Genomic DNA, 23842 nt, shown 5'->3' on the forward strand with positions numbered 1-23842 from the left:
GCGTGATACCTCCCTTACGACCGCGCGCCCAGCACCACGAACGGCGAGCGCAGCACCTTGGAATTTTTGAGCTTTACCGCGTTTTTGCCCTTGGGCGCGCCGCCCGCACGCAGCTGCAGCCGGAAGCAGTTCTGCGCGGTCAGGAACTCAACGTGGATGGACATATCCTGCTTTACCGTCCCCTTGCGCAGCAGCATGTACTGCTTGAGGTCGAACAGGCCGATATCGCCCGCCTTGCCGACCTCGGCCATATGGTCGGTTTCGATGATCGGCTTGCCGTACAGCGTCGCGTAGGGCGCGCCGGTCGCGCCCGTGGGCGGCAGGTACACCGGCACGCCGCCCGTACCTACCGGCAGCGTCAGGAACGGCAGTTCCTCGGCCATGTCCGGATGCATCACCCAAACCGCGCCCGTCTTGCAGCGCGGCAGGATGCGGCCGTACATGCGCGCGATGTTCTTAAACGTCAGCATTTCGGTCTGGCCGCTCTCCTTTTCCACCGTGACCAGGCTGGGTGCGTGCAGGATGCCCAGCGGCTTGCCCACGCCGTCGCCGTCGATGCACGCGCCCTCCAGCAGACGGTTGGCGGCGGTCGCCATCGCGTTATTGAGCAGGCCGGACATAAACGGCATGTCCTCCATCGCCTCCTCGGTGATGTAGATAAACGCCATCAGCTTGTCCAGGTCGATCCTGGTCTCGTAGAACTTCGGCCGGCTGGCGGCGACGGTCGCGGCCTCGCTCGCCCAGTACGCCTGTACGCCGCCGTACACGCTCTCGGAGACGTCGGTCTCGTCGCAGGTCATAAAGCGCACCGCGTTGGACGCCGCGCCGGACGTGTAGCTGTCCACGCGGGACAGGATATCGCCCGAGGTCGCGGCGGTCTCCAGGATCACGCCCGCGAAATCCTCCTGGATGGCGAACGCGCCGTCCGTGCCGCTGCCGGTATTGATCCCCTGCGCCGCGTTTACCGCCCCGAGCCGGTTGTCCGGCGTACCCTTGGCCGCCAGCATCACCGCGCGCAGCTGCTCGCCCAGCGAAGCGAACGGGCGGTCCTTGCCCCTGTCCTCCGGCGCGGGCTTGCCGCTGCCCTCCGGCTCGGCCTGCCCGCCCGAAGCCGCGCGCAGCTCCTCCACGGCCTTGATCTGGTTGTTGATATCGGCAATCTGCACATTGAGCTGGGTCAGCTTGTCCAGCTCGCCCGCGTCCGCCGCGGCGTTCGCCTGCGTCACAAGCGCGCCCTTATTTGCCTTGAGCTCGGCAATTTTCCTGCTGTAATCCATATCGTTCTCCTCTCTGGGGCTGCCGCCCCGTCACATATTTTTAAGCAGCTCGAGCCGTGCCTTTGCCAGCGCGAGCGCGTTTTTATCGCCCTCCGGCTCCTGCGGGGGCGGATTGCCGCCCTTGTCCATCTCGGCCTTGCGCGCCCGCAGCTCGGCCGCGTCGGGCAGGCCGCCCGCGGTCGCCAGCGCGCGGATGCCGCTCTGCGCGCACATCACCGCCTGGCTGGCGATCACGCCGTCCTCGTCGTAGAGTACCGCGTCCACAAAGCCCGCCGCCATCGCGTCCTGCACGGGCATCCACGTCTCGGCGCGCAGCATGGCGTCCAGCTCGCCGCGCGTCTTTTTGCCCGCACACTTGAGTTCGTAGGCGTTTAACACGCTCGCCTTGAAACTGGCGAGCGCCTGCAGGCTGCGCTTATGCTCCACGCTGTCGCCCTCGGTGCGCAGGCTCGGCAGGTGGATCATAAACTGCGCCACCGGCGAGGCGCGCACCACGTCCGCGCCGATCGCGGCCACACTCATGGCCGAACCGGCCAGCGACTGAATTTCCACCTCGGTCGGGATGCCCGCCGCCTTGAGGATGGTGTAAATCTCATACCCCGCGAACATGCTGCCCCCGCCCGAGTTGACCTCCAGCGTCAGCGGCTCGCCCTCGGGATTATCCGCGATGGCCTGCCGCACGTCGCGCGGCGACACCACGCTGAAGCCGAAATACCGGTACAGCTCCGCGTCGTCGTCCGACACGACATAGCCGTTCATCTGTGTCCTCACTATTTCACCTCCCCCTGTACAATATGGTCGATGGTGTCCAGGTTTTTCGTGATAAAGAACCGCTGCCCCGCGCCGCCGGGGATCGCGTTGCGCTCCTCCATCGCGCGGCACTCGTCAGGGTTCAGAATGCCGCTGTACACCATCGTCTGATAAAATTTGCTGCGCGTCGCGTCGTCCCCGCGCATGAGCGCGGACACGTTGAAGCGCATGTAGCAGCCGTCCCGCAGCTCCGCGTCCGTGTACAGCTTGTACGCCCATTCCTGCTCCCACATGGTCACATGGGGTACGAGCGCGTTGGTTACGAACACGAGCTGCTGCTGCTCGTTACTGTTGTAGCTCTGCTTGCCGCTCTGCAGCATAAACTCGGGGATGCCGGTAAACCGTGCGATCTCCTCCACCGAGAAGCTGCGGCTTTCGATAAACTGCATTTCAGACTGCGTGACGCCGAGCGAGGTGAACTTCATCCCCTTGTCCAACACCGCGACCTTGTAGGCGTTGTCCATGCTCGAAGCGTACTCGTTGAAAGCGTCGCGCACCTTGGCGCGCGTGTTCCGGTCCGCGTCCGTGTCGATCTCGATAATGCCGCTCAGCCGCCCGCCGCCCGCGTAGAACTTGCGCAGGTATTTCTGCGCCGCGCGGTCGGTGGCCACAGTCTCGCGGGCGAGGTCGAGCACGCCGCGTCCCCATTTCCCGTCGTAGCTCTCGAAGAAGCACAGCAGCAGGTCCCCAGGCTGGAACTTGCGCACCATATCGTCCACTGTGAACGCATACCAGCTCTGGCCGGTCTCACGGTCTTTCAGGTACTGGTATCCCGCCGTCTGCAGCGGGATGAGGCCGGTCACGCGGCCGACCGCGTCCCGCTCGATGTACGCCGCGCCCAGGCCGTGCCAAAACGCCTGGCTCATCATGATTTTTTTGCCCATCGCGGGGCTCATCGCGTCGTTCATGCGGCTGTGCAGCACATAATCGAGGTCGGGACGCGTGGTCAGCTCCTGCCGCTCGCCGCCTGCCCTGCGCCGCAGCGCGATTGGCAGCAGGCTCATGGAGTTGGTCAGGATGCGGTGCGCCGCCGCCACCGGCGAGAGCCGCTCCGCGTTTGACACCGCGATCTCGCCCGCGTCGTTATCCAACGAAAACACGCGCGCGATGCGCTGCAGGAACTCGTCGTAGTCTACCGCCTCATAGCTGACCGACTGCGCGGCCGCTTTGCTTGCGATCATTTACGCCACCTCCCCGCGTCCGCACGGGCAACCAGCAGGCCGTACCAGACCAGGAACGCGCCCGCCGCGCCCCAGCCCAGCGCCGGATGGACCAGCGCGGCCGCGCGGGACAGGCAGGCCCCGCCCGCGATCAGCAGCAGGTCGTCCAGATACAGCCAGAGCGTGGTTTTTATCTTTTTCAGCATAGGCTCCAATCCTCCGCTTGTACTTTTTCGTTGATGCTGGGACCCGCAGCCAGCTTGCTCGCCGCAAACGCGATAATCCAGCTCACGGTAATGTCGATGCGCCCGCGTGAGCGCTTCTTGTTGGGGTGTATATTCTCATTACTGTCCGTATCGCACCGCACGTTTGCAAAGCACTGCCGCGCGGCCGTGTTGTGGACGTGCAGCATCTCGTGCGTGCGGATGAGGTGTTCCATTTCTTTCATGGGTGGGCTGATGCTTTTCATGCTCTGCGGAATCTCCACGATCTGCGTCGGCCTGCCCGCCCCCGCGATCAGCGACATGAGCCGCTGGGTGATCGTGGTGGAAAGCCACGGGTCAAAGCCAACAATCCGCAGGTCGTAGTCTTTGGCGGCCTGCATGATGGTGTCGATCACGTCCTCGTAATCAATCACGTCGCCCTCGCAGCCGCGGAGAAAGCCCGCCCGTATCCAGTCGCGGTAGGGCGCGTGGTCCGCGCGCTCGCGCGCCTCGATGTCGTCCAGCGGTATCCAGCCTGTGAACAGCGCCACCCACTTGTCCAGCCCCTCCTGGGGCGGGAACAGCAGCGTAAACGCGGTAAGGTCCGTGCTCTTGGAAAGGTCGCCGCCGCCGAAGCAGCGCTTACCGCGCAGCAGCTTCACCGCGTCGCGCCAGTGCGCGCACCCCTCGGGGTTCCATTGCGTCTTGTCGTAGATCGTGACCGGTATCCAGCCCACCGTATGCGTGGCAATCCACTGGTTGAGCCGCAGCCAGCGGAACAGCCGCTCCGCCGCCTCGCTGCGCCCCGCCTCCTGCGCCTCCGCGCGGATGGTACTGAGCTTCACCGTCCTGCCGATCGAGGGGTTGCAGCGCCGCCACAATTCCTCGTCGTAGATGTTGATATTCTTCAGCTCGTCCTCGTCCTCAATCAGGCCAAGGCCGTACACGATCGGCAGCCAGCGCGGGTCGTCCATATCGCCCTCGCGGGCGCGCCCCTCGCGGCACCGCAGGATGGACAGCGCCTTTTCGTGGACCTCCCAGCCGATCGATTTCCGGTCCGGATCGTCGCCCGCCGTGGTCAGCACAATCCACACGGGCTGCTCGCGCGCGTCGCCTGCGCCGAACGTCATAACGTCCCACAGGTCGCGGTTCGGCTGCGCGTGCAGCTCGTCGAAAATGACGCAGGACGGCTTGTAGCCGTGCTTGCTGTATGCCTCCGAGGACAAAACCTTGAGCTTGGAGCCGCTCACCGTGTCGTAGATGGTTTTGGTGCTGTCCACGATGCGGCTGCGCTTTTTCAGCGCGGGCGAGTGCTCCACCATCCATTTCGCGGCCGCGTACACGATGCCCGCGTTGTCGCGGTCCGCCGCGACGACATACACCTCGCCGTTGATTTCCCCGTCCGCGTACAGGTGGTACACGCCCAGCGCGGCGGCAAGCTCGGACTTGCCGTTTTTCTTGGCGATCTCCAGATAGAGGTACTGGTACCGCCGGATGTACAGTCCGGCGGGGTCCGCCCCGCCGCCCTCGGCCTCGATCAGCTGGCCGTAGAACTCGGTCACGGTCTCGCGCTGCCAGTCCATGAGCCGGAACGGCGCGCCATTCGAGCAGGTCAGGCACTCGATAAAATCACACACAAACGACGCCGCCTCGGCGTCAAACATCCGGCGCACCTCCTCTCCGCTCCGGCGCTGTGACGGACGGGCGGTGGTCGGAACACCGCCTGCCGCCATAGCACATTCCAGGCAGCTCTCGCCGCCCGTCACAGCGCCGGAAAATCATTGCTTTTTTCTGGTGTTCAATTTGGACATCTGATCGCGCATTTTACGGTGTGGACACTCCCGTACCCGCTCGACGCGGCGCAGCGCGCTCTCGCAAAAGCCGTACTTGTTGATCATTGGGCAAAGCAGGCTGCACATGATTCCGTTTTTCATGCCCTGCGCCGCCTTTCCCTACCCAGAACAGATGTTATCGGGTCGCCCGCCGCCTCGTCCTCGGGCGGCTTCGGCACCACCAGACGGCACCGGCTGGAGATCGTCAGGCCCAGCGCGGCCGCCGCGCGGTCGCACTGGTTGAAATACCGCGTCTGCGTTTTGGACAGGTCCTCCAGCAGCGAGATCGCCTGATTCGCGATCGCGCGGTTGACCTGCTCGGTGACCGCCAGGTACGCCTGCTCGGCCAGCAGGTAGCGCGCCAGGCAGTCGTAATCGATCTCCGCTAAAATGCCGATCTCGATGAGCTGCTTTGCCAGCGTGCGGAACTTTTTGTGCAGGCTCTCCGGCAGGTAGGCCGGAGGCTTCACCCGCTTGCTTTTGGGCGGCGGCGCTTTCACCTCGGCCGCGCGCCGCGCCTCGGCCTCGGCTTTGGTCAGGTGCTTGTTTCCCTTGTATTCCAGCAGGTCAATCGGCTGTCTCGGTCCCGCCATCGGCCGCACCTCCCTCCAGCAGCACGGCCTTGCGGCCGGTCATTTCCTCCCACCGCCGGATGATCACATCGCAGTTATGCGGGGACAGCTCCATCGCCCTGCACCTGCGGCCGTAGGTCTCGGCGGCAAGCACCGCCGTACCCGAGCCGCAGAACGGGTCCAGCACAAGCTCGCCCTTTTTCGTGCTGTTCCGTATCTGCCGTGCGAACAGCTCCACTGGCTTCATCGTCGGATGCTCCGCGCTCTCCTGCGGCTTGTCGCAGAAATACACCGTGCCCTGCCCGTCCCCGCCGAACCAGCGGTGACCCGCCCGTGCGTCCCAGCCGTACAGGCACCCGTCGTAATCCGCAGGCGCAAGCCCGCCCGCAAGGCACGGCTCGTGCTGCCAGTTGTAGTCCTGCCGCCCCAGCACAAACTGGTTTTTGACCCATACAAGGTAAGCGTGGACGGGCAGCTTTGCCGCCTGGCAGGCCGCAAGGAACTGCATCGTGCTGGACGCGCCGTACCAGATGTAAAACGCCGCGCCGGGCATCAGCGCCCCGCGCGCCGCCGTCAGCGCGTCGGTGAGGAACGCCTGGAACCGGTCCGCGGGCAGGTTGTCGTTTGCGATCGTCAGATGCTCGGCCGTGCCGCCGTGGTAATCCACGTTATACGGCGGGTCGGTCAGCAGCAGCCACGCCCGCTCGTCCCGCATCAGCCGCCGCATGTCCTCCGGTCTGGTCGCGTCACCGCACAGCAGGCGGTGGCTCCCCAGCTCCCACAGGTCGCCCCTCCTGCACTGGTCAATTTCTTGACCCCCGTCGGGCAGGTCGGGCGCGGTGTCCCGCGCCAGCGCGTCGGACAGCCGGTACTCCCCGAAGCCCGTCAGCCGCAGGTCAAAGCCCGCGTCGAACAGCTCCTGCAGGCAGGCGTCCAGCAGGCCGTCGTCCCAATGGGATTTCTCAGCAAGGCGGTTTGATGCGATCATGTAGGCCTTACGCTGGGTGGGCGTCAGATGCTCCACATACACGCACGGCACGGCAGGCACGCACTCCGCGAGCGCCGCCTCCACCACCGCATGCCCCGCGATGATGTTCCGCTCCTGATCCACCAGCACCGGCGACACCACGCCGTACTCGCGCAGGCTGGCGCGCAGCTCGCGGATCTGCCGCTGGCTATGCACCCGCGGGTTTGCCGCGGACGGGATCAGCGTCGCGGGGTCGAGCAGCTCCAGTTTTGTTGTCGTTTCCATTCGATTCACCTCGTTTCCTCCCGCTATGGGGACACAGTTGACCATCGTTTTCCCGCCGTGGGGAGAAAATCCCACGCGGAGGGGGGCCTGCGGTCTTACGCACCCCGCCCCGAAACTTTTCCAGGGTGGGGGGATGTACGGGAAATCCACGGATTTCCCGCCAGGGTTCGGGCGCGTCAGGCCCGCGCCGCGCCTGTCCGAGCGTCCGGCCGGTCACCGGCGTTTGCCGCGCGCCTTTGCCCTGCTTTCGGCGGCGGTTTTGCGGCCGTGGCACGAGTGACAAAGGCTTTGCAGGTTCTCTGGGTCGATAAACTTCGACCAGTCGCCATCGTGCGGCACGACATGGTCCACGTCGGTGGCGTACACCCGCAGGCCGTGAGCAGCGCACTCTCGGCAGAACGGCTCGCGGGCAAGCTGCTCCGGCCGCAGGTCGTCAGTCCAGACCGGCAGGCTGTACCAGCGCCGCCAGCGGCGGCTGTCCTCGCTGCGCCTCTCCACGCGCGGCGGCCGGTGCCGCTCGCAGTAGCCGCCACGCACCAGCGCCGTGCAGCCTGGGTGCAGGCAGGGACGCAGCGGCTTACTTGCCATAGTCCATCATGGCCGCCAGCGCCGCCGTGGTGCTGGCGATGATCTGGTTGATCGCCACGATGCGGCCGGTGAGCCGGTACCGGAGCTCAAAGCGCGGCTCGGTCCGGCGCTGCTCCAGAAGTTCCAGCCGCCGCGCCCGCAGCGCGTCCAGGTTGGCCTCGTATTCCGGTATCATTTCGGCTATGGTTTTCATGGCGCGCCCTCCTTTCGGGCAAAAGAAAAAGCCGACCGACCGCACCCCTCACTTGGGGTTTGGTCAATCGGCACTTGGCACATCGGCACTTGGCACTGGTGGAATATTCACATATAGCTGGCGCTTACAGCCTTTGCATCGCTGCGGCAAATTGTGCGCTGTAGTGTCCGGCTCAACCGGAAACAGTTTCTTGCCGCAATACGGGCAGCAGTACCATCCGTTTTTGATCATGGTAACTCCTTATCTCCTATTATACGCTGTTTTTCGGGTTTGTCGAGGTGGTCGCGGTTTTTTCTCCATGCCCGTGTGAGATGTTACAGACCATTCCAAGTCAGCAACTACGCGCGTGCGTGCGCGTAGATTTCCATTGTTTTCCCTTTTTGGTTTCCTTGGTTTTCGCTTCGGCACCATGTACTTGAGATAACGGCAGGACGCATAAGCATTTCGCTTGATGCCGCTGTCATCAATCACCTGCACGCCTGGCGGTGGGTCGATCATCGCCGCATCGTCCACCCATTGATAGGTGACGGTCGGGCGCACAAGGTTGCGGCTGCCGACAAACTGCTTTTTCCCGTTAAGGCTGGCTTCACGCCGCTCCTTAGTAAAGTAACCGGCCCAAACATCATAACCACGATCCTCGATATAGTTGAGATCAACATTATCTCCCCATACCCATAGCGACCTCATCAGATCGAGGTCACCGCCGACGGCATTGAGAATCAGATGCGCATGCGGCCGGTGGTCCCCATGCCGTCCCTCCAGCACATAGATGTATTTCAGCTCCGGCAGGCCGCGCGCCCGACGGTAGGCGCGAAGCTGTGAGAATACTTTGGCGAGTCGCCGCCGCGTGACATCAGGGCTTGCCGGAAGATCTTCGTCACGGTAAGTTAACGAAAACACCAAATCGTCTGGCTCGAAATTGGCAGCCATCAGCATTTCCAGCTTGCGCTGCGCGGTATTGCAATTTGTCTGCGCGACCTGTTCGGAGGTCACTTCGCGGATGCTCTTTCGCTCCTGTTGCGTTGCATTCGGTCGCGGTACAGTGTAAATCACATCCCATACCAAACGACCCGCGCGCGTTGTTTTGCGTCGTTTCATTTGCCCTCCGTGTTCAATTTGGACACTGAAACGGGTACTGGGAGGCCGCAGCCTCCCACCCCTCGTTTTTATGATTTTTCAGAATATCCGCAAATTTCGGGTTTGTCAATCTTTTAATGCTCTTTTTTACAATTCATCGTCTGACCAGCGTCCCAAAATATGCACTTTGCCACTCCAAAACCAGCGGAACAGTCCCATAAACAGGAGGTTTGCCGCCCTGCTCCACTCGGCATGCACCTCGCCGCAGTTCCGGCAGATGCGGACGCGGAAAACGGGAAGCATCACATAGCCGGTATAATAGCCCTGCCGGTTGTAATGCGTACAGCAGTCCAAGTCTTTATTCATCGCTTTTCACCCCCATCAGTTTACGCCACGCCCGATCAGCAGCACGCGCTCTGGAAAGCGCTGCATCAGCCTGCTCCAGCGTTTTGGGTGGGATATCTTTAATTGCTTTCCCCTCACAGCGTCGTAGCAGATCAATATACTGTTCGGTCGCGACGCGCTGCTCGGCCAGCAGTGCGTTTGCCTTTTCGATCCGGTCACTTTCGCGTTTATATTCGAGGTCGTTCAGTGCAAGCCGCAGCTCCCGCTCTGAGAGCGCATACTGGCACATTCTCCGTATCACCCAAATCAATTCGGGTTTAGAGCATTTTTCCAGTTTCACTTTTTTTCTCGTTCTGGTCATCAGGCATTCTCCTTTCCCTCCTTTGGGCCGCGCCATTGCGGGAGGCACTGTTTTGTCCCGCCCCTTACATAGCACTGGCCGCTTTTGCAGAATTGACAAGTGTCTAAATTATCACCGCGATAGGCCATAACGCTTTCCAGATCGCTTGCCGCCGCATCCTTCTCCCGCTTTACCTGCTCCAGCTCGGACCGCAGCTTCTCGTTTTCGGTCTGGAGCGTGGAGAGGGCATCCGGCCGCTTTTTGAGGAAACTCGAACAATCTCTTTCAATTCCAAGGTCTGGGCAATACTGACGTACTCTACACCAACCATAGACGATCTCCCCCTCGTCATCGCCCCACCCCAAATATCCGCAATCGTTACATTTCATTTGGTGACCTCTTCTCCCTCCGATGGACATATACCGCCCCACTGCTCGGCCATTGCGCGGGCAATCCCCTGAAATGTTTTTGCGCGTAGTTTTGAATCTCGATTTGAACTCAGAAAATACCTGTCTTTTAATGCAGGGTCTCTTTTTGCTGATGTACTGCCCACCCACAATCCCTCCGGGATAACAATATCCGTTGCCATCAACGACGGCAGCCCTTTCAGCCAGAGGCATGTCCTTTTTCTCCACGGGTGCCCAAACATATACGGCTCTATTATCTGCGAGTACGGCGGCAGCCCATATCTTTTCAGGGGTACAGGGTTCTCAATTGCAATCTTGGAACAATCCGCGTTAAAGAACGCGAGGAAAAATTGTTTTGCTGCTCTCCCTTTTGCGTCCCTGCCCTCGTCTTTGATCGTGTGGTCTGCATTATACAGCCGCACCGCTCCGGCAGCTGTCAAGTAGGTACACGGCGGGAACGCCAGGATCATGTCCCACTGCATTTTCAGCAGTTCCAGCGCATCCACTTGCAGGTGCCATTCGGGATGCCCGCCGCTGCACGGCTCAATATCGCAGCTGTACGCCTCATGCCCCAGCGCCCGAAACGCCTTGCAGACCTCCTGCGATTCTTCGCAGGCTACCAGTACTTTCATGCGTCTTCCTCCGGCGGACGGCGGTAGTAATCTTCGTTTTCTTTCGACCGAATGCACCATGCGCACGGCGAATAGTCGTTATTTTTGATGTAATAGCATCCCTCGCACGTCAACGGCTCGTTCGGCGGGGTGATTGTAGGCGCTTGAACCACTCTCTGCATCACCCGCCGTAGGATAGATTTTTCCTTTTCATCTTCGGTGTCATTGTACCAAGATACGAGATCATTGTTTAACACATATGCATCAATCGGTCTTGCCATCTTTCATCGCCTCCCATCTCTCCATCACCATCCCCACGGCCTCGTCCGTCATGCTTCTCCCTCCGGCGGGCGGCGGTCAGGCTCTGGATTCGCCCAATCAACACGCTGCCCGCATCTGTCGTGATATTTGCACTGATAGACCGTGCTCATGTGTTGGCCTCGCCTACGCTGGGAAATAATCTCTTTGCACTTAGGGCAAATATAGTCGATATATTCCCGATCTGGCTCGTCCAGCACAAGGACCGACAGCGGCTCGTTGCCGGGCTGGGCGAGAGCGGCCGCGGCCATCCTGTAAAACTCTTTGACCTCTGATTTGCCGGTCATATTCACGGCGTGTTCTGCAAATTTAATCGCTTCTTCCCGTGTCATTCCTGTTCCTCATCAAATCCAATCTGCCCCGACAGCACGCCGTCCTCCATCCACCAGTGGAACACATCCTTGCCGGTTGTTCCGATACGCCACGAACCGTCCAGTTTGCCGCGCACTACGCGCATTTTCAGCATCCTGTCAAACGCATGGATATAAGCTCGTTCAAATGTTGGGTATCGCGCAAATTCAAACTGCCTGCCTTTTTTCCCTGCCATCGGGCAGCCGACACAGCCAACGCGGTCAAATCCACACGCATACAGCGGATTCGTCTCGATGTGTTCGCTTCGGATGTAATCCCAAACGTCATTATCCGTCCAATCCACTATTGGATTGCAGACGCGTTTTGCCTGCAATTTGCAGTTTTCAAATAACTGACGTTTATCATCATTGTCATTGTTGATAATGATTTTCTTACTGAGATCGTGCGGCAGACTTTCGTAAATGCCGCGCTTATTTCGTCGGCTGGCGCTTTCCGCCCACCGCACGCCGGTTGTAATCATGCGGCCAGCCCCACCGCCCTCTTTCAGCACCGAGCAGCAGTAGCGCATCAGGCGCGTCGGCGGCATCAGCTTTTGCGGGATCAGGCTCCACATCGTCACCGATGCGCCTTTGTATGTCGGCCAGTTTACCGTGCATTGGATTCCTTTGGCTTCCAGCCGCCGGAACGTGTCCCGCACATGGTACACGGTCTCCGGCGCGTCCGCGGTGGTGTGGTTGTGCTGCACCTCAAAGTTGATCCCTGCCGCCAGCGCGAGCGCGATGCACACATCCGAATCCTTACCCCCGCTGGTGGTTACGATCAGTGGTTTGCCGTAGTAGGTTTCGCTCATTTCCGCTGCCAGTTTCAGCCGCTCAATGGTTTTCTGTTCTTTGTCCATCCTTTTCTCCACTTTGATTCTCGTGCATGCTCTCAAGGTGACGTGATACCGGTCGGCGGCAGCGTATCCGACCAAAACTTCGCGCGAACGGTCACCGGATGCGCATTGGGAAACTTTGGCAGATACCATTTACCACCCCGATAAAGCAGCGCATCATAGAGTCCGCTGTCATTACACACAAGCACCACATGCCCCTCGTCCGGCTGCTCGGCCGGATACGGGTGCCAGACCGGCGCGGGCTGCGGCGTAGCTTTCGGTAGCCAACCACAACGGCCGTTACAATCCTTTGAACAGGCGATGCAGCACGCGTAAGGCTCATCGCAGCACTGCGCTGCTCCGCATACGCCGTATCTGCTCAGCCCCGTCACGCACACATGGCTGTTTACATTGACCTGCGGCGGCGCGGCCACCGCCTGCTCCATCCCCTGCGCCAGCTCCCGCAGCGGCGCGCCCACCGGATTGCCGAACAGCAGCTCCTGCAGATCGATGCCAATCTGATCTGTGATTTTGAGCAGATCCGACAGGGAAAGATCGCTGTAATATGCTGCCGGATTGTCCGTCCATATCCAATCGCAAAACACAACGTTCGAAAGGTCGCGCGCACTATGCACGCCATATGCTGCCAGCCGTTCTTGCAGCTGGCGGCGCAGCTTACCAAGCGTCGATGCCTCGAAATCGTCGTTTTCCTTTCTGCGCTTTGCTTCCTGCTCCTCGGCCTCGGCGCGGGTGCGGTTCTTCCTGCTCACCCTGCCGCACACCCATTCGCAGCCGTCTGCCTTATCACAGTCATGGCAGCAGCCAGGACATACCCCGTGCTTCACCGCCGCCGCGCGCTTATCTATACCGACGCATGGCTCCACGCCATACGTTTCCTCTGGGCATTTCAGCGGTGCGAATCCGGCAGCCGCAGCCTTTTTATGCGCTTTCACGTCCTTAGCATCCAACTGCCAGAAATCGCCCTTATATAAGTCGTACAGCTCGCGCTGCAGCTCCTCACTGCACTGGCTCAGCTCGTAGGCAACCGAATCTTTGATGCTGCCTTTTTTGTAGTCGCCTTTCCACGGCTTGGACAGGTGCGCGTTGATCGCATCCGCCCGCGCGATCGCGGCCTCGCTGACCTTGAGCACGTCCGCAACGTAGGCGCGCAGCTTGCCCGGCAGCTCGAGCACGCCGCGCTGCTTGAGATCGAGCAGCGCCTCCTTTATCTCCTTGGCGGCTTCGAATGTGCCCTCGCTAGTCAGGCCCGCGCCGCCGCGGGCCAACGTATTCGTCCAGTGGAGGATCAGCGTGCGCCGCGACGGGTCGAGGTCTGCGGCCAGCACGATACAGGGCGCGGTTTTGCGGCCCAGCAGGGCCAGCGCATTCCGGCGGCGATGCCCTGCAATCAGCAGATACCGCTCGCCATTTGCCTGCACGACCAGCGGCTGCTGCAGGCCGACCACCTGGATGCTCTCTGCCAGCTCGTCAATGTTCCGCTGGTCGTAGCGGTTGTCCTCATTCTCGTCAATCTTGGCCAGCGGGATGTCATGCACCTGCATGGGGTTCGAGTCGGACACCGCCGCGCCCAGCAGCGCGCCTACGTCAAGCCGTTTCGCCATCGTCCACACCTCCCAGGTACTCCCGCACCCATGCGCGGTAATCCCGTGCCGCGCCCGAGGTGGGCGACCATTGGCAGATCGGCTCGCCTCCCAAAACCGACTTATCTACCGGCCGCGACAGCCGGATATGGCTGTTAAACACACGCTGCCCGCTGTTTTTCCGCAGCCAGTCCTCCACCCCGATTATGTCCGGATCGTTGTACCACATGGTCAGCAGCACGCCCGCGATCCGTACCGACGGGCTGACGCGCCGCACGCTTTCCACCTGCCGCGTCAGCTCGGCCATGCCGTCGATCTCAAAGCCGCCCGGCTTGAGCGGGATCACAATATCCGTGCTCGCCGCGATCGCTGAGATGGACGCGAGCGAGAACGCGGGCGGGCAGTCTATGATGATATAATCATATGCGTCGTCCTCGATCACCGCGTCGCGCAGATCGGTGAGCGCACGCAGCGCACGCTCGCGCGGTGTCCCGCCATGCACGTCGTCCGGCAGGCTGCCGTCGAGGTCGAGCGCCGCCAGCGACATGTCCGCGGGAATCACGTCCAGCCCGCGGTAAATCGTGTGCTGGATCAGGTCTGTGTAACAGGCCGCCATGCCCTCAAACAGGTCCGCGAGGCTGCCTGGCTCGGCCGGTATCCGGTAAAATTTCGACGCGTTGCCCTGATGGTCCGCGTCGATCAGCAGCACCCGCGCGCCGTATTCGGTCGCCAGGATCGCCGCCAGATTCACGGCGGTCACGGTCTTGCCGACGCCGCCTTTCAGATTGACAATAGAGATAGTTTTCACGGCGTACTGTCCTCCTGGTTAAAATACCATTTCATTTTCCGAAAAAGGCGATCGCCCTCCCCTTTTGGGTCCTCATTTAACGCAGCGCAAAGGGAAGAAATAAGCGTGGCAAGATTCCAATATAATTCCGTCATATCTCCCGCGTATTTGATATTTGACTTTTTTCTGTTCATTTTCACTTTCAACATTGTTAATCATCCTTTCTTCGGTGCTTACCGCTCACGCGCTCCAGCACCTCGACCGCGATACCGAGCGCGCGGGCGGTGCGCAGGTAGTCCCCTGCAAATTCCGGCTCGCATACCCTGCTCATTGCCAGCACGCGGCGGCGCTCAAAGCGCAGGATTTTGATTACTTCACGCAGGTTCATCGTCGTCCTCCTCCGGCGCGTCCGCGATCATGCGGGCGCAGCTCGGGCAGGTGTTCCAGCCGTTTTCATGCGGTCCGTCCGCCTCAAACCGCGCGATATGCCCGCATTCCCCGCACTGGTAAACATTGTGCTCCCTGTCAATCAGCCTGTACTGCACCGGCCCGAGATCGCCGTCCAGATACGATGCCGCCACACGCGGCGAATCGCATACATCCTCGTAGTCCTTGAGCTTGCACAGCGGGCCGTACAGTGCCTGCGGCACCTCGCCCCATTCTACGCCCTTAACGCCCCATACCCCGTCTGGGGTTTTCCATGTCAGTCGTCCCATTTTGCTCCTCCGTTTCCTATGCGCTTTCTATTTCCTGCTGCCCGCGGTGGCTTTTCTCCACGCGCGCCACATGGCGCGCGGCGGCGAGCTGCCCGTCCATATACTCGGCAAAAAGCTGGTGCTGGCCGTCAAACGACAGCGAAAACTCGCCCAGCCGCCCCTCTTTGTTTTTCAGCACACGCAGTTTGCGGTCGTCCGCAGGCGCGTCCTCGTCCGGATCGAGATACAGCGCCAGCACTGCGTCCGCGTCCTGCTCGATCTGGCCGGATTCGCGCAGGTCGGTCAGCGTGGGCGCGGCGTCCGCGCGGCTGGCCGCGGCGCGGGAAAACTGGCTGAGCGCCACAACCAGGATGCCGTGCTCCTGCGCCATCGTGTGCAGGTCGAGCGAAATATTGGTCACCTGCTCGAACCGGTCGCGCCCGCGCCCCCGCAGCTCCTGCAGGTAGTCGATGAACACGATCCGCTGCCGCCGCGCCAGCGCGGTGGTCAGGATATCCTGCACGCCCCAGCCCGGCGCATGGACCAGCTCCAGATCGGTCGCGGTGACCTCCTTTTTCCACGTCGCCGCCCGCTGCCATTCCTCGTCGGTCATTTCGCGCCGGTTGATGCGCGCGAAATCGATGATGCAGCGGTTCGCCACCAGGCGGTTGGTCAGCTTTGCGGGGCTGGTCTCCAGACTGTAAAAGCCGACCCGCTCCTGCTGCCCCATGTGCGCCGCCATCTGCAGCGCCAGCGCGGTTTTGCCCGCCGAGGGCCGCCCCGCCAGCACCACAAAATCCCCGTGATCCGAGTACAGCCGCCGGTCCAGCTTGTCCAGCCCGTAGCTGATAAATTTCCGTTTTTCCCCCTGCTCGGTGAAAAACTGCAGCAGCGCCTGGTCCATCGTCACGACCCGCGTCCGGTTTTTCTCGCTGAGTATTTCGCCCGCCTGCCCGATCAGCTCGCGTGCCTGCGTGCTTGTCCGCACCTCTGCAAGCTGCTCTGCGAGCGCCCGCAGCCGCCGCACCCGCGTCTGCTCCTGCATCGCGGCTATATACGTTTTCCAGCCGAACGCCGTCGGCGTGATATCCATGCACTGCAGCAGCAGGTTGTTATACTCCGCGCCGCAGACGCCGCGAATGGTTACCGCGTCCACCGGCCGTCCCGCCGTAAACAACCGCACCGCCGCCTGATACACCGTGCGCAGCTCGGGGATGCTGAAATCCTCCGCCCGTGTCAGGCTAATCAGCTCGCCCACGATCGACGGGTCCACCAGCAGGCAGCCGATCACGCTGTATTCCGCGTCCAGCGTTGCCTTTTCTACCATTGCTCGTATCCTCCGTTCTGACGGTGCGGTGCAGGCGCGGCGCTGCCGCCGTACTTGCCCTCCAGCACCTTGACCAGGTTATTTTCGCTCATGAGCCAGTCGAAATCTGCCCGCCAGCCCCGGTCGTTGCTGCCCGTGCAAAAGCTGCTTGCCTGCGCGCGGTAAAATACATCGATCAGCTGCTCGGACGTATAGCCGGTTGCGTAAAGACGACGCACCGCTTTCGCCCGTTTCTCCGTCAGCTTGACCGCCTGCGGCATACCGGTGCAGATCGTGTTATACCGCTCCATCAGTTCCAGCGGTTTGATATTCCCGTCCGGCTTTTCCTCTTCTTCTTTTAACTGTGTATTTAACTGTTCCTTATACATTTCACCGTTTGGTGCCAAGTCGTCACCGTTTGGGGACGGGGTGCTGTCACCGTTTGGGGACAGCTCGCGACAAAACGGGGAAATGGGCAATTTACTCTCATCGAGCGAATAAAACAGCGTCCGGTCATGGCTGTCTCGGTTGTAATTTGCCGTCAGCACGACCCCGGCGTCTTTCAGTTTTTTGACGATGCGCTCGATCTGCCGCTTGCTCCACCAGGGAAACAGCCTTTCCATTGCACGGATGCTGTTATATGTCCAGTACCGGCCGTCATGGAAATGGCGGTCGTTGGCTTCGTTTTTTGCGATCCAAAATTGAAGCATGGCGATAAAGACCGCCTCATCCACGCCATACATGGCAGCGATCCGGCCGTCGAAATGATAAGTCATCCTTTACCGCCCCCTCCCCCTGTCAGCACGCGCAGCGCCTGCACGATCGCAGCGGCGCGCGTAAGCAGAGCCTCCAGCTCGGCCAGCGCTGCATTTGCGTCCGGCAACGCAGGCGGCTCCGCTTTATCCGCTGTGGCCTCGGAGGCATGCGGAGACAGGGCCGGACTGCTCCGGTCCTTATCCCCAGCGCGCGGCGGCAGACGGCCCGCCGCGACCAGGTTGTCGATTTTGCGGCGGGTACGCTCGACCGTTGCACCGACTGCATCGGCAAGCTGCACATAATCGCGGGTCCCCTCTGTCCATAGCTCAATCAGCCGCGCGGTCTGCTCGGCCGTCCAGCGCTCCCTTTTTCCCTCCCGTCCGTGCGGGACAGAGGCGGGAGCCGCCGCTTGCACAGCGCGCCGCGCTGTCAGTCGTTCGGCCAGCAGGGCCTCGGTGACTTTCACCGCCGCCCCCTCCTCTCCAGCGCACGGCCGAGCAACCGGTCCATACAAATCCCGATCGCCAGATACAGGCACCCTATCCCCAGCATCATCAACAGCCAATTTGTAACCATCGTTTATTCCTCCGTTTCCCCTGCGCCGCCTCTTGACAGCGCAGGGTTTTTGTTTTATCCTGTAAGTAGCTTTTATTTCTTTGCGCTCAGTCGCGGTTGCCGCCGCCCTGGGCGCTTTCCTTTTGCCATTGCGTTGCATAATCCAATTCCATGCCGGTTGCAATGATATCCCGCAGCTCTTCCATGATCGCGTCATGCAGTGGACGCTCCTCGGCGGTAATTATACCGTCCTCGTGAATCTCCATCAGTTGATCCAGCCGCCCATCTCTGGCGAATTTCCCAATCAGCCGATACAGCCGCATTGTCGCCTGCTCCAACGGCCTCGACTGCACCTCCGGCAGCACCCCGCCCAGCTCGCCCGATGCGATATGCTGATAGCAGAGATACGGGAAATCATAGACCTGCGCCATCCGCAAAACCGTGCTGTCCGGCGGGCGGCGGCGATCCTGCTCATATGCGCCCATTGTGTCCACGGAAACGCCTATGCGCTCCGCAGCGGTTTCCTGCGTCAAACCCTTTAGCTCGCGCGCAGTTTGATAGATATTTCGTTCGTTTCGCACACTGGCTCAATCCTCCATTTCGTGCTATAATGCGGTCAAATGCCAGGGACAAAGCCCACGCGCTGCTGGCGCAGGTATTCCATGTCGGCTTTTTCCTTTGCTTTTTCGTATCGTAACAGCTCGTCCTGCCGGACTTTCCACCCGCCGAGCTTGGTCGCTGACAGTTGACCACTGACGATCAGCTTGCGGACGTAGTCTTTCGAGCAGAGCCAGCGCTCCGCTACCTCTGCGATCGTTAGGTATTTACCGGACATTTAACTCACCTCCCGTTTGTTCTCGTCTGAATACAGGTCGTCGATGGTGCAGCCGAGCGCACGAGCGATACTGGAAGCCAAAGAAAACGACGGTTCGCCGTTACCAGTCTCGATCTTACTGATGCTTTGCTGCGATACCCCACATTCTGCTGCAAGCTGTGCCTGCGTCATTAAGCAACGCTCTCTCAATTTTGCGATTCTGCAAACCATATTCTCCCTCCTTTCTTCAACTACCTTTAGTTGTTATCCATATCATAATACCCTTTTTGGTTGTTGTCAACACCTTTTTTGTTTACACATACAACTATTAGTGGTACTATAAAAACAAAGAGGTGAGCATTTTGTTTGAAGAACGTCTAAAATCCCTGCGCAATGAGCATCAAATGTCACAAAAAATGCTCGCTGAAAAATTATTTGTTAGCCAGCAGGCTGTTGCAAAATGGGAGAACCCCGAATCGAAGGCATCACCAAATCCTGACACGATAAAAAAAATAGCGGACTTTTTTGATGTTTCTATTGATTATCTCCTTGGGAAAACAGACATAAAAAAAGCGCCCTCCGATGAGGACGCTGGTCTAAGCGCTGAAGAAGCCGAATTGATTGAGCTATTTAGGAACGCTTCTCCTGCTTTGCAGGACGCAGCCTTTCGCGTACTGGAGACTGACCAGACGAAAGAATCTTCCTGACTTTTTCCATCGCGGCAGACGGATCATCAGATTTCCGTATCATTTCTATCAACAGTTTTTCTCGATCCGTCATTATTCTCCCTCCCAAAAATCGTACAAATGTTTGCATTTGAAATAATACACCTTATCTTGTTCGATTGCAAGAGAGATTTCAATATATTGTATCTTTTTCACAAATTTTCGGTGTTCAATTTGAACACATAAAGGAGATGGCTTAAATGGCATCGACTCGGAACAGCTACCATTTTGATTTTATAAAAGCATATGGGGAAGATATTGGCGGTGCTGATGTTGTGTTCCCGCTTGATGATGTAGAAAGCATTGAAATCAACGGCAAGAGACAGCGGGGATACTGCGGCCATGTAGGCGAAACAGGGAAAAGTTCGGACGGCCTTTACTACCGTATCCATTTGTCTGACTACACGTTCTGGGTTGATCCGGCAGACTACCACGATTTGATGGATTTTCTGCATGAGCGCCAGAAGGCAGCGATCGAGGTTGTTAAACAGCATCAGGCCGAGCGTGATGCATATGATCAACGACACGCGCAACAGCTGCTGACGGGAGTGACGTCCGACCCGATCACAGAGGATATCTACTGGTGTTACATTCAAGGCAGTCCGGATGCGAACCTGCAAAAAAAATTTACCAAGCTTACTGCCGCCATAGCCAAGAAGTGCGAGGAACATGGCGGCAGGCTTTATAAAACTGCTGCCAAAAGTGCAAAATACGCGATTATGGCTGACTACCGATATTATACAGACGATGATTTTTTATTCCGTCGCGAAAACGGATATAAAGTCGTCACTTTGGAACAAGCTGTGGCGCACATGGGTTTACAAAAGCTATGGGATGACTCCGAAATACAGTCCCGTCTAAAAGAACATGCAGAGTTTCTTGCTCGGCCACGCCAAACACATGGCACATCCATCACGCTTACCATGCCGGATATTTCTCCAATATTGGAAGAACGTGAGAAAGCAAATGCGCCGCAGAAAACGGAGCGCGTAAAATACCCACCCCGTAAGCCAGCAGCCTATACACCGCCTGCCGAAAAGCCATCCGCTGCCGAGGCAAAAACACCAATCGAGCCAGTCGATACTATGATGAAAGCGTACCAAAAAAATCCGACTGGATATCTACGTCAAATGAAAATCATGAAAGTGTTAGCACCTATTCTCTGCACGCTTTCTGCTATGCTTATTCCTGTCTCACCTTTCGCCTTTGCAGCGCTTTATTTGGTCGGACTTGGCCTCAGCACAATGCCGCGGACTTTTAACGAGAAAAAATCTGAGCAATCGATAACGCCTATTTATAAGCGCAAAGCCGTCATAATTTCTTTTGTTTTCCTTGTTAGCTGGTTCGTTTTCTGTATGTCGGCTCACTAAAAGGCGCAGTAACCCCAAGCAGACCACAACCGAACACTGTTCCGTCGTGGTCTGCTATTTTTTCACCCGTTGCAACCGAACAAATGTTTGATTTATATAAGGAGACTGTCCCAATGCCGACCGAAGCCAAGAAAAAGTATGCCTACAAATATGTCAAAGCCATCACCATCGGCCACCGGCCGGACGGTCGGCCGATCCGCAGATACATCCGCGAGAACAGCCGCGCGGTGTTTGACCAAAAGGTGCGCTATTACCAGACGCTGGGTGCGCGCGGCGTGCAGATCGCCAGCAAGGCGGTCACCGTCGAGCAGTGGGCATGGCAATGGTATCAAGCCTATAAAGCGCCCAAGGTGGGCGCGAGCCAGCGCATCAACTACGAGACAAACCTCAAGCGGCATATCCTGCCCGTGATCGGCTTTATGTCGCTGTCCGCTGTCCGGCCGTACCACCTGCAGCAGCTCATCAACGACGCCCGCCGCGAGGACGGCACACCGCTTGCACAAGGGACCGTCCGGCAGATCATCTACACCCTGCGTCAACTGTTTGAGCAGGCCGAGATCAACGGCTTGATCGAGGTTACGCCATGCCGCCGCATCGAAAACACAGCCACCTCGAAATCCAGCCGACGGGCGCTCACACGGGACGAGGAGGCGCTCGTGCGCCGCGTCGCTGCGCGGCATTGGGCGGGACCGTGGGTGCTGCTTATGCTGGACTGCGGCCTGCGCCGCGGCGAAACCGTGCCGATCGGGAAATCAGACCTGACGCGCGACGGCCTCCTGCGCATCACCAGCTCGGCCACCTATGCCGAGGGCAACCAGGCGCAGCGAAAAGGGACGAAAACCGCAGCGGGCGAACGGCTTGTCCCTGTCCCGCCGGAGCTGCTCGCGCAGCTCGACCGGTCCGGCCGCTATTTTTTCCACGGGCAGAACGGGAAAATGCTAACGCTAACCCATCTGCGCCGGATGTGGAGCAGCTTCCACCGTGCCTGCGATCGGGAGGCCGGTGCAAAGCTCTACCGCAATAAAATAATCGAGCATGCCTTTGATCCGGCGATCACCCCGCACTACCTGCGGCACACCTACTGTACCAACCTGCGCCGACAGGGCATCGACCTCAAAACCGCGCAGTACCTCATGGGGCACGCCAGTATCACCACCACCGCAAATATTTATAATCATGTTGACGAGGAGGACATTGCCAGCCTGCAGCGGGCTGTTGCAAACAGGACGAACGCCTGATTTTTTGCAACGATTTTGCAACACATTCTATCAATTTTCGCTGTTTTCATCCGTCATATCTGTCTTAACCGCAGATACAGAAAGTCGGAAATATAAATATTCCAACAGGCGAAACGCTGAAAAAATTTCGTAAAACAAAGAAAAACCGTCACTTTCGTGACGGTTTTTCACTGGTGGGGTTGGCGGGGCTCGAACCCACGACCTCTCGCGTGTGAGGCGAACGCTCTGACCAGCTGAGCTACAACCCCATTCATTTGGTTACCTGATTATTATACCAGAACAGGACGGGGTTTGCAAGCCTTTCTGCGGTCAAGTTTTATTGTTTTTATCCAGCCTCCCCATCAGCGCCACGATCAGGGCAATCACGATCAGCACGGTAAAAATACCCGCCATGCCCTGCCCGAGCAGGGCAATCGCCGTCCATACAGCTTCATTCATCCTTTACGCGCCCCTTTCTCACATGAAAAATCCAAGGATCACGCCGCCGGCCACGACCGAGGCGATCTGACCCGCGACGTTCGCGCCCACCGCGTGCATCAGCAGGTGGTTGGTGCAGTCGGCCTGCATGCCGAGCTTCTCGATCACGCGCGCGGACATGGGGAAGGCCGATATGCCTGCCGCGCCGATCATGGGGTTGACCTTGTTTTTGCAGAACAGGTTGAGTACCTTGGCAAACAGCACGCCGCCGATTGAATCCAGCACGAACGCGATCAGCCCCAGACACAGGATGAGCAGCGTTTCTTTTGTCACAAACTGCGCCGCGCGCATGGAGAACGAGATTGTAATGCCCAGCAGCAGGGTAATCAGGTTGGCCAGCTCATGCTGCGCGGTTTTGGACAGGCTCTCCAGCACGCCGCACTCGCGGATCAGGTTGCCGAACATCAAAAAGCCCACCAGCGACACGGACGCGGGCGCGACCAGTCCGGCGACGATCGACACCACAATCGGGAACAGGATGCGCGTGCGGCGGCTGACCTGACCGGCCGCGTAAGGCATTTTCATCGCGCGTTCCCTCTTTGTCGTCACCAGCTTGATCGCAAACGGCTGGATGATCGGCACCAGCGCCATATAGCTGTACGCCGCAACCGCAATCGCGCCGACATAGCGCGAGCCGAGCACCTGCGACACCAGGATCGAGGTCGGCCCGTCCGCCGCGCCGATGATACCAATGGAGGCCGCGTCGATGATGTCGAAGCCCAGCAGCGCGGCCGCGATGATGGTCAGGAAAATGCCGACCTGCGCCGCCGCGCCGAACAGGAACAGCTTGGGGTTTGCCAACAGCGGGCCGAAGTCGATCATCGCGCCGATGCCGATGAACAGCAGCAGCGGGAACGCCTCGCTCGCCTCGATGCCGGCTTCAAACAGCCATTGAATAATGCCGTTTGTCTCGCCCACGCCTTGCGTCATCTGGTCGATCACGCCGGAAAGCGGCAGGTTGACCAGGATCGCGCCGAAGCCCATGGGCAGCAACAGCGACGGCTCATACTGTTTTTCGATCGCCAGCCAGATCAGGAACCCACCGACGCAGTACATCACCACCTGCTGCCAAGTGATCGAAAGCAGGCCCTCATACAAAAATTCCACGTTACCGCCCCCTATACATAATATATGGCAGAATCTCCATTCCAGACGCCGCTTTCCGGACCTGGGATGCCTCTGGGAAAGACAAACAGACCTGCGTCTTCCCACAGGAAAACGCAGGTCTGGTCATTTCAGGCAACAGCCAGAACGGGATCGCACGCCCCGCCATGCTTGTTGGCGCTGCCGCGCGGCATGCCGCGCCGACTACTCCCCTTTGTTTAAGGATATCTTACCATCGGGCCC

Annotated in this window: 33 protein-coding genes and 1 tRNA gene; 3 read left to right on the plus strand and 31 right to left on the minus strand. The window is 59.4% G+C overall.

What is annotated here, in order from left to right; genetic code table 11:
- Positions 1-14: 14 nt before the first annotated feature.
- The 28 genes from RX717_RS14960 to RX717_RS15095 all read right to left on the minus strand — a co-directional run bounded on the left by RX717_RS14960 (position 15) and on the right by RX717_RS15095 (position 18895).
- Positions 15-1277: a phage major capsid protein gene (locus RX717_RS14960; protein WP_316960434.1), complete on the minus strand. Its 1263-nt coding sequence runs from the start codon at positions 1275-1277 to the stop codon at positions 15-17.
- Between the two features lie 30 nt (positions 1278-1307).
- Entirely contained in the window at positions 1308-2048 is a 741-nt protein-coding gene (locus tag RX717_RS14965; protein ID WP_316960435.1) for a Clp protease ClpP, read from the minus strand.
- Positions 2048-3268: a phage portal protein gene (locus RX717_RS14970; RefSeq protein ID WP_316960436.1), complete on the minus strand. Its 1221-nt coding sequence runs from the start codon at positions 3266-3268 to the stop codon at positions 2048-2050. Before RX717_RS14970 ends, RX717_RS14965 begins: the two co-directional genes overlap by 1 nt.
- A complete protein-coding gene (locus RX717_RS14975) occupies positions 3265-3453 on the minus strand; it encodes a hypothetical protein (RefSeq protein ID WP_054327791.1) in 189 nt (62 codons plus the stop codon). The genes RX717_RS14970 and RX717_RS14975 overlap by 4 nt, the downstream gene beginning before the upstream one ends.
- Positions 3447-5114: a terminase large subunit gene (locus RX717_RS14980; RefSeq protein ID WP_316960437.1), complete on the minus strand. Its 1668-nt coding sequence runs from the start codon at positions 5112-5114 to the stop codon at positions 3447-3449. The genes RX717_RS14975 and RX717_RS14980 overlap by 7 nt, the downstream gene beginning before the upstream one ends.
- Before the next feature lie 114 nt (positions 5115-5228).
- On the minus strand, positions 5229-5384 hold the full coding sequence (locus RX717_RS14985; protein WP_159068144.1) for a hypothetical protein: 156 nt from the start codon (positions 5382-5384) through the stop codon (positions 5229-5231).
- The gene (locus RX717_RS14990; RefSeq protein ID WP_316960438.1) at positions 5381-5875 is read right to left on the minus strand and encodes a phage terminase small subunit P27 family; all 495 of its coding nucleotides are present in this window, start codon (positions 5873-5875) and stop codon (positions 5381-5383) included. Before RX717_RS14990 ends, RX717_RS14985 begins: the two co-directional genes overlap by 4 nt.
- Positions 5850-7106 carry a site-specific DNA-methyltransferase gene (locus tag RX717_RS14995; RefSeq protein WP_316960674.1) on the minus strand — a complete coding sequence of 419 codons (1257 nt, stop codon included), beginning with the start codon at positions 7104-7106 and terminating at the stop codon, positions 5850-5852. Before RX717_RS14995 ends, RX717_RS14990 begins: the two co-directional genes overlap by 26 nt.
- 213 nt (positions 7107-7319) lie before the next feature.
- Positions 7320-7694 (minus strand): HNH endonuclease signature motif containing protein, encoded by a 375-nt coding sequence (locus RX717_RS15000; protein ID WP_316960439.1) that lies wholly within the window; start codon positions 7692-7694, stop codon positions 7320-7322.
- Complete coding sequence (locus tag RX717_RS15005) at positions 7684-7887, minus strand: hypothetical protein (RefSeq protein ID WP_316960440.1); 204 nt, start codon at positions 7885-7887, stop codon at positions 7684-7686. Before RX717_RS15005 ends, RX717_RS15000 begins: the two co-directional genes overlap by 11 nt.
- A 240-nt stretch (positions 7888-8127) precedes the next feature.
- The gene (locus tag RX717_RS15010) at positions 8128-8985 is read right to left on the minus strand and encodes a rolling circle replication-associated protein (RefSeq protein ID WP_316960441.1); all 858 of its coding nucleotides are present in this window, start codon (positions 8983-8985) and stop codon (positions 8128-8130) included.
- Between the two features lie 126 nt (positions 8986-9111).
- A complete protein-coding gene (locus RX717_RS15015; protein WP_147573910.1) occupies positions 9112-9330 on the minus strand; it encodes a hypothetical protein in 219 nt (72 codons plus the stop codon).
- Complete coding sequence (locus RX717_RS15020) at positions 9323-9670, minus strand: hypothetical protein (protein ID WP_316960442.1); 348 nt, start codon at positions 9668-9670, stop codon at positions 9323-9325. The genes RX717_RS15015 and RX717_RS15020 overlap by 8 nt, the downstream gene beginning before the upstream one ends.
- Complete coding sequence (locus tag RX717_RS15025; protein ID WP_316960443.1) at positions 9670-10038, minus strand: hypothetical protein; 369 nt, start codon at positions 10036-10038, stop codon at positions 9670-9672. Before RX717_RS15025 ends, RX717_RS15020 begins: the two co-directional genes overlap by 1 nt.
- Complete coding sequence (locus tag RX717_RS15030; RefSeq protein WP_316960444.1) at positions 10035-10688, minus strand: DNA cytosine methyltransferase; 654 nt, start codon at positions 10686-10688, stop codon at positions 10035-10037. The genes RX717_RS15025 and RX717_RS15030 overlap by 4 nt, the downstream gene beginning before the upstream one ends.
- Positions 10685-10948 (minus strand): hypothetical protein, encoded by a 264-nt coding sequence (locus RX717_RS15035; protein ID WP_316960445.1) that lies wholly within the window; start codon positions 10946-10948, stop codon positions 10685-10687. The genes RX717_RS15030 and RX717_RS15035 overlap by 4 nt, the downstream gene beginning before the upstream one ends.
- A gap of 48 nt (positions 10949-10996) precedes the next feature.
- Positions 10997-11317 carry a hypothetical protein gene (locus tag RX717_RS15040; protein ID WP_316960446.1) on the minus strand — a complete coding sequence of 107 codons (321 nt, stop codon included), beginning with the start codon at positions 11315-11317 and terminating at the stop codon, positions 10997-10999.
- Positions 11314-12195 (minus strand): phosphoadenosine phosphosulfate reductase family protein, encoded by an 882-nt coding sequence (locus RX717_RS15045; protein WP_316960447.1) that lies wholly within the window; start codon positions 12193-12195, stop codon positions 11314-11316. The genes RX717_RS15040 and RX717_RS15045 overlap by 4 nt, the downstream gene beginning before the upstream one ends.
- 32 nt (positions 12196-12227) lie before the next feature.
- Positions 12228-13793: a ParB/RepB/Spo0J family partition protein gene (locus RX717_RS15050; RefSeq protein WP_316960448.1), complete on the minus strand. Its 1566-nt coding sequence runs from the start codon at positions 13791-13793 to the stop codon at positions 12228-12230.
- Positions 13777-14580, minus strand: a complete 804-nt coding sequence (locus RX717_RS15055) for a ParA family protein (RefSeq protein ID WP_316960449.1) — start codon at positions 14578-14580, stop codon at positions 13777-13779. The genes RX717_RS15050 and RX717_RS15055 overlap by 17 nt, the downstream gene beginning before the upstream one ends.
- 190 nt (positions 14581-14770) lie before the next feature.
- On the minus strand, positions 14771-14947 hold the full coding sequence (locus RX717_RS15060; RefSeq protein ID WP_316960450.1) for a hypothetical protein: 177 nt from the start codon (positions 14945-14947) through the stop codon (positions 14771-14773).
- On the minus strand, positions 14934-15275 hold the full coding sequence (locus RX717_RS15065) for a hypothetical protein (RefSeq protein ID WP_107631442.1): 342 nt from the start codon (positions 15273-15275) through the stop codon (positions 14934-14936). Before RX717_RS15065 ends, RX717_RS15060 begins: the two co-directional genes overlap by 14 nt.
- A 16-nt stretch (positions 15276-15291) precedes the next feature.
- The gene (locus RX717_RS15070; protein WP_316960451.1) at positions 15292-16581 is read right to left on the minus strand and encodes a replicative DNA helicase; all 1290 of its coding nucleotides are present in this window, start codon (positions 16579-16581) and stop codon (positions 15292-15294) included.
- Positions 16575-17336: a hypothetical protein gene (locus RX717_RS15075; RefSeq protein ID WP_107631440.1), complete on the minus strand. Its 762-nt coding sequence runs from the start codon at positions 17334-17336 to the stop codon at positions 16575-16577. Before RX717_RS15075 ends, RX717_RS15070 begins: the two co-directional genes overlap by 7 nt.
- Complete coding sequence (locus RX717_RS15080) at positions 17333-17782, minus strand: hypothetical protein (protein WP_054327766.1); 450 nt, start codon at positions 17780-17782, stop codon at positions 17333-17335. The genes RX717_RS15075 and RX717_RS15080 overlap by 4 nt, the downstream gene beginning before the upstream one ends.
- A 196-nt stretch (positions 17783-17978) precedes the next feature.
- A complete protein-coding gene (locus RX717_RS15085; protein ID WP_107631438.1) occupies positions 17979-18452 on the minus strand; it encodes a helix-turn-helix domain-containing protein in 474 nt (157 codons plus the stop codon).
- A gap of 35 nt (positions 18453-18487) precedes the next feature.
- Positions 18488-18706, minus strand: coding sequence for a helix-turn-helix domain-containing protein (locus tag RX717_RS15090; RefSeq protein ID WP_316960452.1), 219 nt, complete (start codon positions 18704-18706; stop codon positions 18488-18490).
- Entirely contained in the window at positions 18707-18895 is a 189-nt protein-coding gene (locus tag RX717_RS15095) for a helix-turn-helix transcriptional regulator (protein WP_316960453.1), read from the minus strand. It lies immediately after the preceding gene.
- 152 nt (positions 18896-19047) lie between these two features.
- On the opposite strand from RX717_RS15095, the gene RX717_RS15100 reads away from it, so the two are divergent.
- The 3 genes from RX717_RS15100 (at position 19048) to RX717_RS15110 (ending at position 22018) form a co-directional block, all read left to right on the plus strand.
- On the plus strand, positions 19048-19392 hold the full coding sequence (locus RX717_RS15100; protein ID WP_316960454.1) for a helix-turn-helix domain-containing protein: 345 nt from the start codon (positions 19048-19050) through the stop codon (positions 19390-19392).
- 218 nt (positions 19393-19610) lie between these two features.
- Positions 19611-20780 carry a hypothetical protein gene (locus tag RX717_RS15105; protein WP_316960455.1) on the plus strand — a complete coding sequence of 390 codons (1170 nt, stop codon included), beginning with the start codon at positions 19611-19613 and terminating at the stop codon, positions 20778-20780.
- A gap of 113 nt (positions 20781-20893) precedes the next feature.
- Positions 20894-22018, plus strand: coding sequence for a tyrosine-type recombinase/integrase (locus RX717_RS15110; protein ID WP_316960456.1), 1125 nt, complete (start codon positions 20894-20896; stop codon positions 22016-22018).
- Positions 22019-22189: 171 nt separating this feature from the next.
- Here the strand turns inward: RX717_RS15110 and RX717_RS15115 are convergent.
- From RX717_RS15115 to RX717_RS15125, 3 genes are all read right to left on the minus strand, one after another.
- Positions 22190-22266, minus strand: a tRNA-Val gene (locus tag RX717_RS15115).
- Between the two features lie 61 nt (positions 22267-22327).
- Positions 22328-22456, minus strand: coding sequence for a hypothetical protein (locus tag RX717_RS15120; RefSeq protein WP_256435173.1), 129 nt, complete (start codon positions 22454-22456; stop codon positions 22328-22330).
- An 18-nt stretch (positions 22457-22474) separates the two neighbouring features.
- The gene (locus RX717_RS15125) at positions 22475-23602 is read right to left on the minus strand and encodes a sodium ion-translocating decarboxylase subunit beta (RefSeq protein ID WP_107631429.1); all 1128 of its coding nucleotides are present in this window, start codon (positions 23600-23602) and stop codon (positions 22475-22477) included.
- Positions 23603-23842 lie beyond the last annotated feature (240 nt).

This window comes from Intestinibacillus sp. NTUH-41-i26, from assembly GCF_032769475.1.
Classification (GTDB): Bacteria; Bacillota; Clostridia; order Oscillospirales; family Butyricicoccaceae; genus Agathobaculum; species Agathobaculum ammoniilyticum.

Coding starts and splice junctions, on each gene's coding strand:
- RX717_RS15120 (WP_256435173.1), bottom strand. CDS start 22,456: ATGAATGAAGCTGTATGGACGGCGATTGCCCTGCTCGGGCAGGGCATG.
- RX717_RS15000 (WP_316960439.1), bottom strand. CDS start 7,694: ATGGCAAGTAAGCCGCTGCGTCCCTGCCTGCACCCAGGCTGCACGGCG.
- RX717_RS14995 (WP_316960674.1), bottom strand. CDS start 7,106: ATGGAAACGACAACAAAACTGGAGCTGCTCGACCCCGCGACGCTGATC.
- RX717_RS15035 (WP_316960445.1), bottom strand. CDS start 10,948: ATGGCAAGACCGATTGATGCATATGTGTTAAACAATGATCTCGTATCT.
- RX717_RS15065 (WP_107631442.1), bottom strand. CDS start 15,275: ATGGGACGACTGACATGGAAAACCCCAGACGGGGTATGGGGCGTTAAG.
- RX717_RS15020 (WP_316960442.1), bottom strand. CDS start 9,670: ATGACCAGAACGAGAAAAAAAGTGAAACTGGAAAAATGCTCTAAACCC.
- RX717_RS15030 (WP_316960444.1), bottom strand. CDS start 10,688: ATGAAAGTACTGGTAGCCTGCGAAGAATCGCAGGAGGTCTGCAAGGCG.
- RX717_RS15105 (WP_316960455.1), top strand. CDS start 19,611: ATGGCATCGACTCGGAACAGCTACCATTTTGATTTTATAAAAGCATAT.
- RX717_RS15060 (WP_316960450.1), bottom strand. CDS start 14,947: ATGAACCTGCGTGAAGTAATCAAAATCCTGCGCTTTGAGCGCCGCCGC.
- RX717_RS14985 (WP_159068144.1), bottom strand. CDS start 5,384: ATGAAAAACGGAATCATGTGCAGCCTGCTTTGCCCAATGATCAACAAG.
- RX717_RS15005 (WP_316960440.1), bottom strand. CDS start 7,887: ATGAAAACCATAGCCGAAATGATACCGGAATACGAGGCCAACCTGGAC.
- RX717_RS15070 (WP_316960451.1), bottom strand. CDS start 16,581: ATGGTAGAAAAGGCAACGCTGGACGCGGAATACAGCGTGATCGGCTGC.
- RX717_RS15025 (WP_316960443.1), bottom strand. CDS start 10,038: ATGAAATGTAACGATTGCGGATATTTGGGGTGGGGCGATGACGAGGGG.
- RX717_RS15015 (WP_147573910.1), bottom strand. CDS start 9,330: ATGAATAAAGACTTGGACTGCTGTACGCATTACAACCGGCAGGGCTAT.
- RX717_RS14990 (WP_316960438.1), bottom strand. CDS start 5,875: ATGGCGGGACCGAGACAGCCGATTGACCTGCTGGAATACAAGGGAAAC.
- RX717_RS14970 (WP_316960436.1), bottom strand. CDS start 3,268: ATGATCGCAAGCAAAGCGGCCGCGCAGTCGGTCAGCTATGAGGCGGTA.
- RX717_RS14960 (WP_316960434.1), bottom strand. CDS start 1,277: ATGGATTACAGCAGGAAAATTGCCGAGCTCAAGGCAAATAAGGGCGCG.
- RX717_RS14980 (WP_316960437.1), bottom strand. CDS start 5,114: ATGTTTGACGCCGAGGCGGCGTCGTTTGTGTGTGATTTTATCGAGTGC.
- RX717_RS15045 (WP_316960447.1), bottom strand. CDS start 12,195: ATGGACAAAGAACAGAAAACCATTGAGCGGCTGAAACTGGCAGCGGAA.
- RX717_RS14975 (WP_054327791.1), bottom strand. CDS start 3,453: ATGCTGAAAAAGATAAAAACCACGCTCTGGCTGTATCTGGACGACCTG.
- RX717_RS15010 (WP_316960441.1), bottom strand. CDS start 8,985: ATGAAACGACGCAAAACAACGCGCGCGGGTCGTTTGGTATGGGATGTG.
- RX717_RS15050 (WP_316960448.1), bottom strand. CDS start 13,793: ATGGCGAAACGGCTTGACGTAGGCGCGCTGCTGGGCGCGGCGGTGTCC.
- RX717_RS15110 (WP_316960456.1), top strand. CDS start 20,894: ATGCCGACCGAAGCCAAGAAAAAGTATGCCTACAAATATGTCAAAGCC.
- RX717_RS15040 (WP_316960446.1), bottom strand. CDS start 11,317: ATGACACGGGAAGAAGCGATTAAATTTGCAGAACACGCCGTGAATATG.
- RX717_RS15090 (WP_316960452.1), bottom strand. CDS start 18,706: ATGTCCGGTAAATACCTAACGATCGCAGAGGTAGCGGAGCGCTGGCTC.
- RX717_RS15075 (WP_107631440.1), bottom strand. CDS start 17,336: ATGACTTATCATTTCGACGGCCGGATCGCTGCCATGTATGGCGTGGAT.